Here is a 16,615-nt window from a genome sequence, read left to right as displayed (position 1 = left end):
ATGGACCTGTTTCGTAGTGAACCCGTCGCCCAGCCACTGGCCGCGCGCTTGCGCCCGGCCAATCTGGACGAGTATGTCGGCCAGGAGCACCTGCTGGCGCGTGGTAAACCGCTGCGTGAAGCACTGGAACAGGGCGCGCTGCACTCGATGATTTTCTGGGGGCCGCCGGGGGTGGGTAAAACCACCCTGGCGCGCCTGCTGGCGCAATTTTGTGACGCACACTTTGAAACCGTGTCGGCGGTACTCGCCGGGGTCAAGGAAATTCGCCAGGCGGTAGAAATCGCCAAGCAACAGGCCGGGCAGTACGGGCGGCGCACCATCCTCTTCGTTGATGAAGTGCACCGCTTCAACAAGTCCCAGCAAGATGCCTTCTTGCCCTATGTGGAAGACGGCACCTTGATCTTTATTGGCGCGACCACCGAAAACCCGTCGTTCGAACTGAACAACGCCTTGCTGTCGCGCGCGCGGGTGTACGTACTCAAGAGCCTCGACGAGCCCGCACTGCGCAAGCTGGTGAACCGGGCATTGACTGAAGAGCGCGGCCTGGGCAAGCGTCAGTTGAGCTTGGGTGATGCGGCCTTCAAGATGCTCATGGCCGCAGCCGACGGTGATGGCCGGCGCATGCTCAACCTGCTGGAAAACGCCTCAGACCTTGCCGAAGATGGCAGCGAAATCGCGGTAGAGCTGCTGCAAAGCCTGTTGGGTGACAGCCGTCGACGTTTCGACAAAGGCGGTGAGGCGTTCTACGACCAGATCTCGGCGTTGCACAAGTCGGTGCGTGGCTCCAACCCCGACGGTGCCCTGTACTGGTTTGCACGCATGCTTGATGGTGGTTGCGATCCCTTGTACATCGCCCGGCGCGTAGTACGCATGGCCAGCGAAGACATCGGCAACGCCGATCCGCGGGCCTTGAGCCTGTGCCTGGCTGCCTGGGATGTGCAGGAGCGCCTGGGTAGCCCGGAAGGCGAGCTGGCCGTTGCGCAAGCCATTACTTACCTGGCCTGCGCGCCGAAGAGTAACGCCGTGTACATGGGCTTCAAGACGGCCTTGCGCGAGGCAGGTGAGCACGGCTCGCTGGAAGTGCCGCTGCATTTGCGCAATGCGCCGACCAAGCTGATGAAGCAGTTGGGCTATGGTGACGAATACCGCTACGCCCACGATGAACCCGATGCATATGCCGCCGGTGAAGACTATTTCCCCGACGCGCTTGAGCCACGGCACTACTATCAGCCGGTACCGCGCGGCCTTGAACTGAAGATCGGCGAAAAGCTCAAGCACCTGGCCGAGCTTGACCGCACCAGCCCGCGGCAACGGAGAAAACCATGATCGCTGTGGTCGCCGCAGTCAGCGCAGGAGGCATCGCTGGCACCTTGTTGCGCTTTGCCACGGCCAATTGGGTCAATGCCCACTGGCCACGCCACTTCTATCTCGGTACGCTGGCGGTCAATCTGATTGGCTGCCTGCTGATCGGCATACTCTACGGGCTGTTTGTGCATCGCCCGCTGGTGCCGGTCGAGCTGCGTGCGGGCCTGATCGTCGGGTTTCTCGGCGGTCTGACAACCTTTTCATCTTTTTCACTGGATACCGTGCGTCTGCTTGAAAGCGGGCAGGCGCCGCTGGCCTTCGGTTATGCCGGAATCAGCGTATTCGGCGGGCTGCTCGCAACTTGGGCTGGCCTGTCTTTGACCAAATTCTGAACCAACGAGAGAACGACATGCTCGATTCCAAACTGTTACGCGGCCAACTTCAGGAAGTGGCGGACCGCCTGGCCTCCCGTGGCTTCAGCCTGGATGTCGCGCGCATCGAGGCACTGGAAGAACGCCGCAAGGTGGTGCAGACCCGCACCGAACAACTGCAGGCCGAGCGTAACGCCCGTTCCAAATCCATCGGCCAGGCCAAGGCCCGCGGCGAAGACATCGCCCCGCTGATGGCCGATGTCGAGCGTATGGCCAATGAACTGGCCAGCGGCAAAACCGAGCTGGACAGCATTCAGGCCGAGCTGGACGCGATCCTGCTGGGCATTCCTAACCTGCCGGACGAAAGCGTACCGGTTGGCGCCGATGAAGATCACAACGTCGAAGTGCGCCGTTGGGGCACCCCGCGTGCATTCGACTTCGAAGTCAAAGACCACGTTGCCCTGGGTGAGTTGACCGGCGGCCTGGACTTCGAAACCGCAGCCAAATTGTCGGGCGCCCGTTTCGCCCTGCTGCGCGGCCCGATCGCCCGCCTGCACCGCGCCCTGGCGCAGTTCATGATCAACCTGCACACCAGCGAGCACGGCTACGAAGAGGCCTACACCCCGTACCTGGTGCAGGCGCCGGCGCTGCAAGGCACTGGTCAACTGCCGAAGTTCGAAGAAGACCTGTTCAAGATCAGCCGCGAAGGCGAAGCCGATTTCTACCTGATCCCGACGGCCGAAGTATCGCTGACCAACATCGTTTCCGGCGAAATCCTCGATGCCAAGCAACTGCCGATCAAGTTCGTCGCTCACACCCCATGCTTCCGCAGCGAAGCCGGTGCTTCGGGGCGTGATACCCGTGGCATGATCCGTCAGCACCAGTTCGACAAGGTCGAGATGGTGCAGATCGTTGAACCGGGCAAGTCGATGGAAGCCCTGGAAGGCCTGACCGCCAATGCCGAGCGCGTACTGCAGGCCCTGGAGCTGCCTTATCGGGTGCTGGCGCTGTGCACCGGCGACATGGGCTTCAGCGCGGTGAAAACCTACGACCTGGAAGTCTGGGTGCCGAGCCAGGACAAATACCGCGAGATCTCCTCGTGCTCCAACTGCGGCGACTTCCAGGCCCGCCGCATGCAAGCACGCTGGCGTAACCCGGAAACCGGCAAGCCAGAGCTGGTTCACACCCTCAACGGTTCCGGCCTGGCCGTTGGCCGTACCCTGGTTGCCGTGCTGGAAAACTACCAGCAGGCCGACGGTTCGATCCGTGTGCCAGAAGTGCTGAAGCCGTACATGGGTGGCCTGGAGGTCATCGGTTAAATGGAATTCCTGCCGCTGTTCCACAAACTGCGCGGCAGCCGAGTGCTGGTTGTCGGTGGGGGCGAAATTGCCTTGCGCAAATCGCGCCTGCTGGCCGATGCCGGTGCGGTGCTGCGGGTGGTCGCGCCCGAGATCGAAGCGCAACTGGCCGAGCTGGTTCGGCACAGCGGTGGCGAACTCCTCAGCCGTGGTTACCAGGTGGGCGACCTTGATAGTTGCCAGCTGATCATTGCGGCAACCGACGATCAGGCGCTCAATGCCCAGGTCTCGGCTGATGCGCATCAGCGCTGCGTGCCGGTCAATGTCGTGGATGCACCGGCCTTGTGTTCGGTGATCTTCCCCGCCATTGTCGACCGTTCACCGTTGGTGGTGGCGGTGTCCAGCGGTGGCGATGCCCCGGTGCTGGCCCGGCTGATCCGGGCCAAGCTGGAAACCTGGATTCCGGCTGCCTACGGTGAGCTGGCCGGGCTGGGCGCGCGCTTTCGCGACAAGGTCAAGGCGCTGTACCCGGATGTCAATCAGCGCCGCGGTTTCTGGGAAGACGTGTTCCAGGGCCCGATTGCTGAACGACAGCTGGCCGGGCAGGGCGCTGAGGCCGAGCGTTTGCTGCAAGCGAAAATCGACGGAGCCAGTTACCAGGCGCCGGGTGAGGTGTACTTGGTGGGGGCAGGGCCGGGTGATCCGGATCTGCTGACCTTCCGCGCCTTGCGCTTGATGCAACAGGCTGACGTGGTGCTGTATGACCGTTTGGTTGCGCCGGCGATCATCGAGCTGTGCCGTCGTGATGCCGAGCGTATCTACGTCGGCAAGCGTCGTGCCGATCACGCTGTGCCTCAAGATCAGATCAACCAGTTGCTGGTGAAGCTGGCGCTTCAGGGCAAGCGCGTGCTGCGGCTCAAGGGCGGTGATCCGTTCATCTTCGGCCGTGGTGGCGAAGAGATCGAAGAACTGGCCGAGCAGGGCATCCCGTTCCAGGTGGTGCCGGGCATTACCGCCGCCAGTGGTTGCTCGGCTTATGCCGGGATACCGCTGACGCATCGCGATTACGCCCAGTCGGTACGCTTTGTTACCGGCCACCTCAAGGACGGCACCAGCAACCTGCCGTGGCACGATCTGGTGGCACCGGCACAGACCTTGGTGTTCTACATGGGGCTGGTGGGCTTGCCGACCATCTGTGCAGAGCTGATTCGCCATGGCCGTGCGGCGGATACCCCGGCGGCGTTGGTTCAGCAGGGCACAACGCCGAACCAGCGAGTGTTCACCGGGACCTTGGCCGACTTGCCAGCATTGGTGGCTGAGCACGAAGTTCACGCACCGACCTTGGTGATCGTGGGCGAAGTGGTGCAGTTGCGTGACAAGCTGGCTTGGTTTGAAGGATCGCAGGGCTGAAATAGCGATCGCGGGGCAAACCCGCTCCTACAGCGGTAGGAGCGGGTTTGCCCCGCGATCTTCTTGCATCTTACCTGCTGAAAATCCCCCGCCCGGGCAAACGCGCCCGATCATGCGCCGCACCAAAGTCCTGCAGCGGCCCTTTCGGCACAATCCCGTTCGGGTTAATGGTTTTGTGGCTCATGTAGTAATGCTTCTGGATATGCTCGAAGTTCACCGTTTCGGCCACGCCCGGCCACTGGTACAACTCCCGTAGCCAGTTCGACAGGTTCGGGTAATCGGCCAGGCGCCGCAGGTTGCACTTGAAGTGCCCGTGATACACCGCGTCGAAGCGAATCAGCGTAGTGAACAGCCGCCAGTCGGCCTCGGTCAGGTATTCCCCCGCCAGATAGCGATGTTCGTTTAAATGCCGTTCCAGGCAGTCCAGCTCAGCAAACACCTCATCAAAAGCCTGCTCGTATGCCGACTGCGAAGTGGCAAAGCCTGCGCGGTACACACCGTTGTTGATGGCCGGGTAGATACGCTGGTTGAGCGCATCGATCTGGCTGCGCAATGCTTCGGGGTAGAGGTCCAGGCGGTTGCCGGTCAGCTCATCGAAGGTATGGTTGAAGATGCGGATGATCTCTGCCGACTCGTTGTTGACGATGCGCTTTTCCTGTTTGTCCCACAGCACCGGCACGGTGACGCGCCCGGTGTAATGAGGGTCATCACGGGTATAGCGCTGATGGAGAAAGTCGATGTGGTCGACCTTGTCACCCGTGGAGCCCTGGCTCTGGTCAAAGGTCCAGCCGTTTTCGCCCATCAGCCAGCTGACCACCGACACATCAATCAGGCTTTCCAGGCCCTTGAGTTTGCGAAAAATCAGAGTGCGGTGCGCCCAGGGGCAGGCCAGCGACACATACAGGTGGTAGCGCCCGCCCTTGGCTGCCGGCAGCTGATTGCGGCGCTGCGAGGTTTCGCGCTGAAAAGAGCCGTCTTTGCTACTTTGATACCACTGGTCATGCCAGCGTCCGTCGATCAACAGGCCCATGCTGAGCTCCTTGGCGATTCGTTCGAATATAGAACACAGTCTACGAGCTTGCGTTCGAACGAATAGCGCAAAGTCTGCGCCTGTTTGATCGACTTTGTTGATGGGTCGCTTAAACCAGGCGCTGATCCCAGTAACGCTGTGCGCTGGCGAAGGCGTCATCACGATTAGCACCCAGCCCGCGCAGGGCCAGGGCCATGGTTGCGACCACAGCCAGCTCACCGTAGCTGTCGCGGGCGTCGCCGCGCCACACAGTCAGCATATGCTCAGGTTCAAGACTTGCCGGTTTGACATGACGCTGGGCGGCCAGTGCGGGCCATTCTTCATCCCAGTCGATGCCCTGCGCGGTGCCGTACAGATGGCTGGTAGTGTCAGGGTTGATCTCGATTTCACCTCCGTCACCCTTGACCACGATAGCCGTGTCGTTGAGCAGACGGCTGGCTTCGCGGTGCACCGCCTGGTAGCCCGGATGGAAGATGCTTTGCAAGCCACAGCGGGCACCCAGCGGGTTAAGCACGCGGGCGAGGGAATGGATGGGCGAGCGCAGGCCGAGGGTGTTGCGCAGGTCGATCATCCGCTGCAGTTGCGGCGCCCAGTCTTGCAGGGGGGCGAACGCCAGCTGCTGCTCGTCCAGTGCCTGGGCGACGGCAGCCCAGTCGCGGCACAACGGAATCTGCAACAGCGTCAGCAATTGCTCGGTGTACAGGCGCCCGGCCGTGTGAGCGCCACCGCCGTGCAGAAGGATACGCACACCGTTGGCGGCCAGGCATTTGGCCGCCAGCAAGAACCACGGCAAGTGGCGTTTTTTCCCGGCATAGCTTGGCCAGTCCAGGTCCACAGCGATCTTGGGTGCATCCAGGCGCTGGCGCAACGCTTCGGTGAAACCGGCCAGCTCCTCCGGGCTTTCTTCCTTGTGGCGCAACAGCATCAGGAAGGCACCCAGCTGGGTTTCCTCGACCTTGCCATCGAGCAGCATACCCATGGCCTCGCGGGCCTCTTCACGGCTCAGGCCGCGGGCGCCACGCTTGCCTTTGCCAAGGATACGCACGAACTGGGCAAAGGGATGTTCGGCCGGGGTTTCGGTGATCAGCGGGCGAGGGTTGGTCATATGCAATTGGTCGGCTTCGGCAGGCCTGCAAGTTTCGCGGCGAGTTTGGCGGGAGTGCCTTTGAACAGGCGGTTCAGGTGCATGCTGTTGCCTTTTTCCGGGCCCAGCTTCAGCGCGGTGTACTTGATCAGCGGGCGCGTGGCCGGCGACAGCTCGAACTCCTGATAGAACCCACGCAGCAGCGTTAGCACTTCCCAGTGTTCAGCGGTCAGTTCCAGCTGCTCCTGGGCAGCCAGGGCCTGGGCAACGTCTTCGGACCAGTCGGCAAGGTCAACCAGGTAGCCATCCTTGTCTAGAGCGATAGGGCGTTCACCTACGGTCAGGGTCGTCATAGCCAGCTGTTGACCTTGTCGTAGTCCAGCGACAGCGCAACGAACGCCGAATAGTCGATGGCCTTGATACTGTCGTCAGCGCTGATGGCGCGGGCTTGCAGGTCTTCTTCCAGGGCAAACAGGCGACCCTGCAGGTTGCGCGCCTGCAGACTGGCCAGCGGTGCGCTGCCCGGTTGCAGGGCATACACCGCATCGCCACACAGCAGCAGGCCATCGGCGCTACCGAGCAGGCGCAGGCAGCTGCTCAGGCGGTTGTCGCCAAACGGCGAGTGAGAAATTACATGCAAGGTGCTCATCAGAGGGTTACCACCTGGTCGAAACGGTCGATCAAAGCCGCCAGTGCCGCGTCATCCAATGCTTGCACCGGCAAACTCAACGCTGCTGCGGCCAAGCCGCGCTCCTGCAGGCTGCTGCTGGCAACGAAGAGTTCTTCAACACCGAACATCGGCAGAGCCTGCAAGTTGGCCGCCAGGTTCTTCTGCTCCAACTGGGCAGGTTGCTGCCCGGGGGCGAGCTGAAACACCCCGTCATCGAGAAACAGCATGGCCAGCGGCAAATCAAAGGCACCGCCGGCGAGGGCGATATCCAACGCCTCGCGGGCCGATGGCCCGGTCCATGGCGCCTGGCGGCTGATAATCAGCAACGACTTGGCCATTTCAATCACCTCCAAAGCAGATCAAGCGGTCGGCGATTTGCGCACCTTCATGCAACTGCCCAAGGCCCGACAGTTCCCAAGGGGCGGGCAGATTCACCGCCGGGCGCTGATAGCGCTGAGCTTCTTCGGCATTGAGCACGCCACGGCGCAATGCAGCAGCAATACACACCACCGCATCGAGCTGATGCTCACTGATAAACGAGCGCCACTGGGCCGCGACATCCAGTTCATCCTGTGGGGTGACGACGTTGGCGGAGGCGCTGTGCACGCCGTCCTGATAGAAGAACAGCCGGACAATTTCGTGCCCGCTGGCCAGCGCAGCCTGAGCAAACTTCAGGGCGCGGCGCGAGGAGGGGGCATGGGCTGGAGAAAAAACCGCAATGGCGAACTTCATGGAAGGCTCATTCAGCAAAACTGTGCCAATCATAAAGCAAATTGTAGGAGCGGGCTTGCCCCGCGAAACCCGCTCCCGTCATTCACACCTGCTCTTTATGCTCCGGCAAAAACCAGTTCAACACCAAAGCACAAATCCCCCCGGTCGCCACACCCGATTCCAGCACATTGCGCAGCGCCGCCGGCATATGCGCCAGAAACTCTGGAACCTGCGCCACACCCAGGCCCAGCGCCAGCGACACGGCAATAATCAGCAAGGCCCGACGGTCGAGGCTGATGCTCGCCAGAATATTGATCCCCGACGCCGCCACTGCACCGAACATCACCATCGCCGCGCCACCCAGCACCGGCTCCGGTACCGCCTGAATCACCCCGGCAACACTCGGGAACAGACCGAGAATCACCAACATGACCGCAATCCACACACCGATATGGCGGCTGGCGATCCCGGTCAACTGAATGACCCCGTTGTTCTGCGCAAAGATCGAGCTCGGGAAGGTATTGAACACCCCGGCCAGCAGCGAGTTAGCGCCGTTGACCAGCACCCCGCCCTTGATCCGCTGCATCCACAATGGGCCTTCGACCGGCTGGCGCGAGACCTTGCTGGTAGCCGTAACATCACCAATGGCTTCCAGCGACGTCACCAGATAGATCACCAGCATCGGAATGAACAGCGCCCAGGAAAAGCCCAGGCCGAAATGCAGCGGCATTGGCACCTGGAACAGCTCGGCTTCATGCATGCCGGTAAAGTCCAGACGACCCAGATAGCCCGCCAGGGCGTAACCCACGGCCAGCGCAATGACAATTGCACAGCTGCGCATCCACACCACCGGAATACGGTTAAGCACCACAATAATCGCCAGCACCACGCCAGACAGCAGCAGGTTCTCGCCATTGGCAAAGGTGCCATTGCTCATCGCAGCAAAACCACCGCCCATGCTGATCAGGCCGACCTTGATCAGCGTCAGGCCGATCATCAGCACCACAATGCCGGTGACCAGTGGCGTGATCAGGCGCTTAACGAACGGCAAAATTCGCGAAATACCCATTTCCACGAACGAACCGGCAATCACCACACCGAAAATCGCCGCCATCACCGCTTCCACCGGCGTGCCTTGCTTGACCATCAGCGCGCCACCGGCGATCAACGGCCCGACAAAGTTGAAACTGGTGCCTTGCACAATCAGCAGCCCGGCGCCGAACGGCCCAAAGCGGCGGCACTGAACAAACGTCGCGATCCCGGAAATCACCAGCGACATCGACACAATCAGGTTGGTATCGCGAGGCGAAACCCCCAATGCCTGGCAAATCAACAGGCCTGGCGTCACGATCGGAACAATGATCGCCAGCAAATGCTGCAATGCTGCCAGCATCGCGATCAGCGGCCGCGGCCGGTCTTCAAGGCCGAGGACCAGTTCATTGGCCTGCGCGGGTGCGCCGGGTCCTTGCTCGATTGAACTCATGGGAGTGCTGCCCCGGAAGAAAAAAGGAGCGCATTCTACGTGCAAACACCGGCCAAGTGTAGGCGCGCCGCGCCGGGTGGGTGCAACCGTCTTGCACCACCTGTGGCGGCAACCGTATTGCTCTACCTGTAGGAGCGGGCTTGCCCCGCGAACACGGGCGAAACCCGTGCCATTCACCGCAGCGCCTGCTTCGCGGACCAAGCCCGTTCCTACCGACCACACACCCACAAAAAAGCCCGCCGAAGCGGGCTCTCTCTAATCTAACCAACCAAATGATCAGTCATCCCGGCCCATCAACCCAAACAACTGCAGCAGGCTGACAAACAGGTTGTAGATCGACACATACAGGCTGATGGTCGCCATGATGTAGTTACGCTCGCCACCGTGAATGATCGCGCTGGTCTGGAACAGAATGCACACCGACGAGAACAGCACGAAGCCGGCGCTGATAGCCAGTTGCAGGCCGCTGATCTGGAAGAACAGGCTAGCCAGCACCGCACCCATCAGCACAAAGAAGCCAGCGGTGATGAAGCCACCGAGGAAGCTCATGTCCTTGCGGGTGATCAGCACATAGGCCGACAGACCACCGAACACCAGGGCCGTCATGGCAAACGCCGAACTGACCACCTCAGCGCCACCGGCCATACCCAGGTAACGGTTGAGGATCGGGCCGAGAATAAAGCCCATGAAGCCGGTGAGGGCGAAGGTGGAAACCAGACCCCACGCCGAATCACGCAGCTTGTTGGTGAGGAAGAACAGACCGTAGAAACCGATCAGCACCACGAAAATGTTCGGGTAGCCGACGCGCATTTGCTGCGCCACAAAGGCCATGAGGCCACTGAAGGCGAGGGTAATAGCCAGCAGCCCGTAAGTATTGCGCAGGACTCGGCTGACCTCCTGCTGCTCGACCTGCTGGCCGTGATTGACGGCGTAATCCTGTTCGCGCATGGCGACACTCCTGTGGGTTTGTAACGTTCAGATGCAAAGATCATAACAGAGCCACGCAAACCAGCTACACACAGAGTTTGACAGCTTGTTTCATTTCGGTATTATGGCGCCCGCAATACGAGGAAGCGTGGCCGAGTGGTTTAAGGCAACGGTCTTGAAAACCGTCGATGGGCAACTATCCTAGAGTTCGAATCTCTACGCTTCCGCCATATTCTGAAACCCCTGTGAACCTTGAGTTCCGGGGGTTTTCTCGTTCTAGGGCCACTGAAACCTCTTGATTTGGGTACACAAGGTGGGTACACAATGGCTCGCATGGCTACTCCATGGAAAGACCCTCGAACGGGCATTTACTACATCAGGCGGCGCGTCCCCAAGGACCTCGTTCAGGCCTTCGGTGAGCTCTACAAGAAGAGCCTTAAGACCAAGGATCTGAGCCTGGCTAAGCGACTCTTCGCCACTGAATGGGTCTCCTCTGAGGAGGCCTTCGCTATGGCCCGCTCCCGAGGGGAAGGCCCTACTGTCCTCACGTCCTCTGACATTCAGCAGCTCGCTTCCCGGTGGTTCACCAAGGAGCTACAGCGGGTTGAGGAAGACCGTGACTTCAAGCGGTACTTGGTCACGCCTGACGATGAAGGGGCGTATACCCTAGCAGCGTACACAGAGGGCCAGGCTCTACCGTTCAGCATGGTGGAGGAGGTGATTACCAAGACCCTCAAGGCCCACGGGATCACTCTCGAAGATCCTCAGTCCGAGCTCTATGGACGGGTCTATGAAGCCTTCTCGATCCACATGATGAAGCTCTCTGAGATCGCCCTGGCGAGGTCTCAAGGGGACTGGATAGCCCAGCCTGTCACTGTGCCTGAGGCGCCCCTGAGCACTGCCAAGGCTGTCTCCACGGTCATGAAGATGTCCGAGCTGTTCAAGGCGTGGAAGGCTGACAAGATCGCCAACGATGGGGAAGGGCGGGGAGTCCTGAAGAGCCTGGACGAGTATGAAGGGGTGATTGACCGCTTCATCGAGCTCTATGGGGACCTCCCAGTGGATCAGGTGGATCGCAAGCTTATCCAGCAGTACCGGCTAGACCTCCAGCGGTGTCCCGCAACGAAGGCCAACGGTATCCGGTTGCTCCCAATTCGCCAGCAGATAGAGACGGTCGAGGCCGAAGGCTTGCCGACTATCTCCATGGTGACCATCACCAACCGGCTGAAGAAGGTCTCAGCCCTGTTAGGCTTCGCCATCGAGCTTGGGCTTATCACGGAGAACCCTGTAAGTGCCTCGGGGGTCACCAAGCGGATCGCTCAGGCCCAGCGCAAGAGCGCCGGTGGCCGGAAGCGGAAGGATTACAACCTGACGGAGCTTAACGCCATCTTCCGAAGCCCAGTCTTCAACGGGGAAGGTTGGGCACCTCAGCGGTCTCAGGTGGGCCAGGCGCTCTACTGGATCCCCCTGTTGGCTCTCTACATGGGCGCTCGACGTGAGGAGCTCTGCCAGCTCTTCGCTAAGGACATCCGCAAGAGCCCTGAGGGTATTCACTATGTGAGCATCCTCAACACCGAGGACGAGGAAGACCAAGGCCGTAGCGTGAAGACCTCAGGGTCTCGCCGTGACGTGCCAATTCACCCAGACCTAATAGAGCTGGGCTTCCTGGAGTATGCGGCGAGTGTCCCGGTGAATGGTCAGCTCTTCCCGCACCTCCCACCGGACCCCAAAGGGTTCTACGGGAACGCCTACGGCAAGCACTGGACCAACTACCTCCGCGAGGTGGTCAAACTGGATAGTCCAGCGGCCCCTTCCCACGGGTTCCGGCACACCTTCAAGACCCTTTGCCGTGAGGCGGAGATCCCAGAGGATGTCCATGACGCCCTTACGGGGCACTCAGACGGGTCGGTGAGTCGGGACTATGGGCATATGCCACTTGTGCGATTGGCTACAGAGATGGCCAAGATACCGAGCATTGCGCGGAAGGTCGGCCTATTGTGATGAGCTTCAGGCGACGGTGAGCGTTAGCTTGCCGAAGCCTGAAGGGCCTCTAAGAGGACACCAAGCGCCGCAGCGACATCAGGAGAAACGCTGTAGCCAGTAGCAGCCGCAACAGCGACCAGAAAAGCCCACGTCCGTTTGTCCCGAGCCAGGACAGAGAGTGCTTTGCGTACCTTTTGAGCCTTGTCCTCATTTGCATTCACTTCAGTCATGGAAGACTCCTTGTGAAGGGTTACTGTAGATGGTTAATCATTAATTGATCCCATCCCAGGAAGGACTCATCAGGCCTGCTCAGGACCTCCCGAGACTGACTCCTCGGTTACTCCTGAGTACATTCCTACTGTCTATACCTAAGCATGCCCCTGAGTGCGAGAGGGGCTCCCTATCTATATGTGCTCTCGGGGGGGGATCTAAGGTGGGGAGGAACGTGGGCTCTTATAGGTGGGGAGAAACTACTGACGCTTAATGACGATGCCTTCAGCCTTGACCGTTTGCTGAGAGCTTCCGTATTGGGTCATGAACCCTTGGTCATTGGTCCCCTGAATGACTACAGCGTCTCCACCAGCCTCACAGGCGCACTTCTGGAGCTCCTCAATAGCCTCCGGGGTTTTATCCCCTATGATGCCTCCGCCAGGCACCTTGGCGTAACATAGCCCGAGCTCTCGATAGGGAGTTGCTGGGAGCTGCCGGTAGACTGTAGCGCCACACTGAAGGCCATTTGAGGCCTCCCGATGGGCATCCCCAGTGGGGACGAAACGATGGCTAGAACAGCCCTGGAGGGCGCCCACAGCGAGGGTAAGCAGAAGGGTTGACTGGAGGGCTTTCATGTTTTACCACCTGATCCGTAGCGGACCCAACGGCCCAATTTATCAATTACTCCTAGCGCCATTAACGCTGACATGGCTCCCCATCCTAGAAGTATAAAAGCGCTGTCATGGAAGATGCCCCAAGGATGCGAGAAGTTCGCCCACACCCGGAGGAGGTTCTCATCTTCGACAATCATCCAAATAATGATGTACATGATGAATAAGCCAAGGCTCAAGGCCCCGATCCGTTTCAGAATGGTGTTCATGTGTGCTTCCCTTAAAGGAGCCTCATGGTAGCCCAGAAAAAATAGCCCCTCAACGAATCCCGAAGGACTCGCCAAGGGGCAAGGGTGTTACCAGTCGAATTTCTTAGCACGCTCAAGGATGCGCTTCAGGGCTTCCTCTTCCTGCCGCTTTCTCTCGGCGGCATCCCGCTGTTTCTTTCTCTCTTGGAGATCGATCACTTTAGTCATCTGTTATCCATCCAATTCAAGCTCTCCCAGGAGCCCTCAGGGCCATCCTCTTCGGACGCTAGTATGGTGATCCCACAAACGCTCAAAGTCTTCGTGACGACATTCATGAGGCCCTCCATTGCGTTCTCAATGAAGTCCTCCGAGGCTGCCTTCACGCCTTCGTCAGGATCGACCCCCATGACCTCCGTCAGCCTGGCCACACCGAGCGCCACAGCGTCCAAGCGGTCATCTGCCTTCAGGGAGCCCCTATCGGAAGTCAGCCGGGTGAACTGGTAGAAGAACGAGTGGTAGGGCTGGCAGTGTTCCGAGTTGGCCACTGACTCAGCGTCACGATCGATTGCCCTGGAGTTGACTACCAAGCGATGGTTAGTCACGAGAGGCTCTAGCGTGTCGATGATGCGGACTTCTTTCTGACCCTTACTCTTCACCTCTTCGATGTGGCAGCGATGCTCAGCGGCCATGACCGGGGTCAGGAGCTTGGTGTACATGCCGTCACCGAAGTTGGCCTCAATGACCACCTCATTCACCCCCCATCGCTTGGCGATCTGAGCGAGCTTGGTAAGGGTTGCATCGGAGTAGCCATCATGCAGGCCGCCCACCTCCATGAGGTAGATGTAGCCATTGAGGTAGTAGAGGACGGCGTAACCAGTTTCATCCTTGCCGCGACCTGAAGGGTCCACCGCTAGGATCTTGTAGGTGTACTTGCCCACCTCCTGAGAGATGCTGTGCGGCCCGTAGTAGCGATCACCCTTGAGCCCGACCAAAGCCAGCGCCTGAAGGAGAAGACTCGGCGAGGGCATCCAGGTGAGCTTCAGCGGACCTTCTTCCTTGTTCACGTCCATGACGATGAGGTCACGCAGTTTCAGAGGGTAACGGTCCCCGTCAGACAAGCTGGTGTCCAACATGAACTGAAGCATGAAGCCCGCTTTGCGGTAAGACAGCTCCCGCTCTTTCAGGTCCTCGTCATCGAACCGCTTAGGGTCCGTGGGAGTTCCAGCGACACCCTCAGGGTCAGCGTCAAAGATCCGGGCAATGAATGGCGCCAGGCGAACCCCATAGGAGTCCCTGTGCTTCTGATCGTAGGGGAACCGAGCTGGCCAGATGTAGGTGGTGTAACCCCGCTCCTGGAGCTCGTTATAGAGGCTCATCTCGTTCTGAGGCGTGCCGAGGTAGATCACCGATCCTTGAGGCTTCAGGATTGCATCAAACTCTTTCACGAGTTCAAACAGCTTATCGCGCATGGCTTGCGTAAAGGAGTTACCGGGGACCTCCACGTCATCCGCGATGATGATGTCAGCACGGGAGCCTGTTAGCTGGCCGGTGATACCCACAGACTTCACAGACGGGGAGTGGTCAGGCGCGGCTGGGCCCACGTCGAAGATGTTCTGAGTGTCCCGCTGGTCCTTACCGGCCCTCAGGTGACTCAGGAACTCCAGCTCAGCAATAATCTTCTTGATGAACTGGGCGTTGGCGTCTGCCCGCTCTTTCGATGCGGACACGATCATGATCTTGAGGTTGGGATTCCGCCAAAGCATCCACACCACATAGGCGCAGGTGTGAACTGGCCTAATGATCCTGGACACCTCAATCGGGCGCTATGATGGCGCCCAAACCTGAGGTGTTTGGATATGCGTAATTCTTACTCGAGTGACTTCAAGCTACAGGCGGCCAGCATGGTGCTGGACGAAGGCCAATCAGTTCCACAGGTCTGTGCCAGTTTAGGCATTGGCCCTACAGCGTTGCGTCGTTGGGTCGATCAACTGCGCCAGGAGCGTCAAGGCTTAACCCCTGTGGGTGCCAAGGCAATAACGGCAGACCAGCAGGAAATCCAACGGCTCAAAGCCCTGCTCAAGCAGAAAGACCGGGATATCGAAATCCTAAAAAAGGCCAGCGCTCTCCTGCTTTTGGACGCCAAAGATCACTCGCGTTGATCGATGAGCTGGGTGAGCAATACGGCGTTAATGAGTGTTGTCGGGTGCTTGGGGTCAGCCGCAGCAGTTTCTACTGCTGGCGCCAGCGTAAGGACCGGCGTTACCCCGGACGGGAAAAACTCAAGGCCCAGTTGATCAGACATCATCGTGAGTCGAGAGGGGCGGCAGGTTCGCGCACCTTGGCCAAGATGCTGCAAGCCAGTGGACACCCAGTCGGCCGCTTCAAGGCGCGCCGCCTGATGCAAGAAGCTGGGATCAGCAGCCGTCAACGCAGACGCCACAAATACAAATCTTCAGGCGTTGAAGCCCTGACCGCACCGCACGAGCTCAAACGGCAATTCGATGTGCGGGCGACAAATGAGGTCTGGTGCGGAGATGTAACGTACATCAAGGCTGGTAAGCGCTGGCTGTACTTCGCGGCTGTCTTGGACTTGTTTGCACGGCGGATTGTCGGCTGGTCGTTCTCGATGATCTCGGATGCTGAACTGACCTGCGCGGCCTTACGCATGGCAACCGAGCTGCGCGGACGCCCCAAGGGTGTGCTATTTCACTCTGACCAAGGCTGTCAGTACACCAGCCACAAGTTCAGAAATGAGCTGCGCGAGCATGGGCACCGGCAGAGCATGAGCCGTAAAGGCGAGTGCTGGGACAACGCCCCGATGGAGCGGTTTTTTGGAAGCCTGAAATCTGAGTGGGTACCCGAAGATGGCTACGACTCGGAGCATGAGGCCCGAATGGATGTGCAGCGCTTTATCACCCGCTACAACACCACTAGGCCTCACAGCTACAACGGATACCGGTCGCCGGTCGAGGCAGAGAAGCTGGCGGCGTAAACCTTAACGGGTGTCCAGGATTACTTGACCAGTTCAGTGATGAACGACTTAGCGACCCCTCGGAATCCCTGAATGATGAACCGGCGAGACGGAGGGGCCTGGAGGGTGTTGGCCATGTCTGTCTGAATGGGGGTAGGCGGGGGAAGCCCAATCGACTTCCAGACCACCCAGACAAACAGCGCGAAGTTCGTGAGAAGCTTCTTCTGTTCTACTTGGGTCATTGCGACTCCAATAAAAAGGGGCCCCATTGCGGGACCCCATTGGTTCTTCCTTGAAGAGGCT

At 59.6% G+C, this 16,615-nt stretch carries 17 protein-coding genes and 1 tRNA gene; 7 read left to right on the top strand and 11 right to left on the bottom strand.

Annotation, left to right across the window (positions count from 1 at the left end; all coding sequences use genetic code 11):
• From ACVWSC_RS18640 to cysG, 4 genes are read left to right on the top strand one after another with little or no spacing between them, the layout of a single operon-like run.
• Complete coding sequence (locus ACVWSC_RS18640; protein ID WP_442108539.1) at positions 1-1,326, top strand: replication-associated recombination protein A; 1,326 nt, start codon at positions 1-3, stop codon at positions 1,324-1,326.
• Positions 1,323-1,697: a fluoride efflux transporter CrcB gene (gene crcB, locus ACVWSC_RS18635; protein ID WP_442108537.1), complete on the top strand. Its 375-nt coding sequence runs from the start codon at positions 1,323-1,325 to the stop codon at positions 1,695-1,697. The genes ACVWSC_RS18640 and crcB overlap by 4 nt, the downstream gene beginning before the upstream one ends.
• Before the next feature lie 17 nt (positions 1,698-1,714).
• Positions 1,715-2,995, top strand: a complete 1,281-nt coding sequence (gene serS / locus ACVWSC_RS18630) for a serine--tRNA ligase (protein ID WP_442108535.1) — start codon at positions 1,715-1,717, stop codon at positions 2,993-2,995.
• Positions 2,996-4,384, top strand: coding sequence for a siroheme synthase CysG (gene cysG, locus ACVWSC_RS18625; protein ID WP_442108533.1), 1,389 nt, complete (start codon positions 2,996-2,998; stop codon positions 4,382-4,384).
• Positions 4,385-4,454: 70 nt separating this feature from the next.
• On the opposite strand, the gene ACVWSC_RS18620 is transcribed toward cysG, so the two are convergent.
• The 8 genes from ACVWSC_RS18620 to ACVWSC_RS18585 all read right to left on the bottom strand — a co-directional run bounded on the left by ACVWSC_RS18620 (position 4,455) and on the right by ACVWSC_RS18585 (position 10,310).
• Positions 4,455-5,414 carry a glutathione S-transferase family protein gene (locus ACVWSC_RS18620; protein ID WP_442108531.1) on the bottom strand — a complete coding sequence of 320 codons (960 nt, stop codon included), beginning with the start codon at positions 5,412-5,414 and terminating at the stop codon, positions 4,455-4,457.
• Between the two features lie 109 nt (positions 5,415-5,523).
• Complete coding sequence (locus ACVWSC_RS18615) at positions 5,524-6,519, bottom strand: glycosyl transferase family protein (RefSeq protein WP_442108529.1); 996 nt, start codon at positions 6,517-6,519, stop codon at positions 5,524-5,526.
• Complete coding sequence (locus ACVWSC_RS18610) at positions 6,516-6,851, bottom strand: TusE/DsrC/DsvC family sulfur relay protein (protein WP_442108527.1); 336 nt, start codon at positions 6,849-6,851, stop codon at positions 6,516-6,518. The genes ACVWSC_RS18615 and ACVWSC_RS18610 overlap by 4 nt, the downstream gene beginning before the upstream one ends.
• Entirely contained in the window at positions 6,848-7,147 is a 300-nt protein-coding gene (gene tusB, locus ACVWSC_RS18605; RefSeq protein WP_442108525.1) for a sulfurtransferase complex subunit TusB, read from the bottom strand. The genes ACVWSC_RS18610 and tusB overlap by 4 nt, the downstream gene beginning before the upstream one ends.
• On the bottom strand, positions 7,147-7,506 hold the full coding sequence (gene tusC / locus ACVWSC_RS18600) for a sulfurtransferase complex subunit TusC (protein WP_442108523.1): 360 nt from the start codon (positions 7,504-7,506) through the stop codon (positions 7,147-7,149). The genes tusB and tusC overlap by 1 nt, the downstream gene beginning before the upstream one ends.
• A gap of 1 nt (position 7,507) precedes the next feature.
• Entirely contained in the window at positions 7,508-7,900 is a 393-nt protein-coding gene (tusD, locus tag ACVWSC_RS18595; RefSeq protein ID WP_442108521.1) for a sulfurtransferase complex subunit TusD, read from the bottom strand.
• An 82-nt stretch (positions 7,901-7,982) separates the two neighbouring features.
• Positions 7,983-9,362, bottom strand: coding sequence for a nucleobase:cation symporter-2 family protein (locus ACVWSC_RS18590; RefSeq protein ID WP_442108519.1), 1,380 nt, complete (start codon positions 9,360-9,362; stop codon positions 7,983-7,985).
• A gap of 276 nt (positions 9,363-9,638) precedes the next feature.
• Positions 9,639-10,310, bottom strand: a complete 672-nt coding sequence (locus tag ACVWSC_RS18585; RefSeq protein WP_342622679.1) for a Bax inhibitor-1/YccA family protein — start codon at positions 10,308-10,310, stop codon at positions 9,639-9,641.
• A 121-nt stretch (positions 10,311-10,431) separates the two neighbouring features.
• Here ACVWSC_RS18585 and ACVWSC_RS18580 point away from each other — a divergent pair.
• A tRNA-Ser gene (locus ACVWSC_RS18580) sits at positions 10,432-10,519 on the top strand.
• A gap of 94 nt (positions 10,520-10,613) precedes the next feature.
• Positions 10,614-12,290: a DUF6538 domain-containing protein gene (locus ACVWSC_RS18575; protein WP_442108517.1), complete on the top strand. Its 1,677-nt coding sequence runs from the start codon at positions 10,614-10,616 to the stop codon at positions 12,288-12,290.
• 23 nt (positions 12,291-12,313) lie between these two features.
• Here ACVWSC_RS18575 and ACVWSC_RS18570 read toward each other — a convergent pair whose 3' ends face one another.
• The 3 genes from ACVWSC_RS18570 to terL all read right to left on the bottom strand — a co-directional run bounded on the left by ACVWSC_RS18570 (position 12,314) and on the right by terL (position 15,113).
• On the bottom strand, positions 12,314-12,502 hold the full coding sequence (locus tag ACVWSC_RS18570) for a hypothetical protein (RefSeq protein ID WP_442108515.1): 189 nt from the start codon (positions 12,500-12,502) through the stop codon (positions 12,314-12,316).
• Between the two features lie 611 nt (positions 12,503-13,113).
• The gene (locus ACVWSC_RS18565) at positions 13,114-13,362 is read right to left on the bottom strand and encodes a hypothetical protein (protein WP_442108513.1); all 249 of its coding nucleotides are present in this window, start codon (positions 13,360-13,362) and stop codon (positions 13,114-13,116) included.
• 203 nt (positions 13,363-13,565) lie between these two features.
• Positions 13,566-15,113 (bottom strand): phage terminase large subunit, encoded by a 1,548-nt coding sequence (terL, locus tag ACVWSC_RS18560; protein WP_442114328.1) that lies wholly within the window; start codon positions 15,111-15,113, stop codon positions 13,566-13,568.
• An 84-nt stretch (positions 15,114-15,197) separates the two neighbouring features.
• Between terL and ACVWSC_RS18555 the strand changes: the two genes are divergently transcribed.
• Positions 15,198-16,333, top strand: a protein-coding gene (locus ACVWSC_RS18555) for an IS3 family transposase (protein WP_442108379.1) whose coding sequence is annotated in 2 segments (ribosomal slippage) — positions 15,198-15,471 and positions 15,471-16,333 — 1,137 coding nt in all. Because the reading frame shifts where the segments join, the coding sequence is not laid out codon by codon here.
• Positions 16,334-16,615: the final 282 nt, after the last annotated feature.

The sequence above is a fragment of the Pseudomonas sp. NUPR-002 genome, from assembly GCF_056322725.1.
The sequence above is the reverse complement of the archived record's forward strand: the minus strand, read 5'-3'. Positions and strand labels throughout refer to the sequence as shown.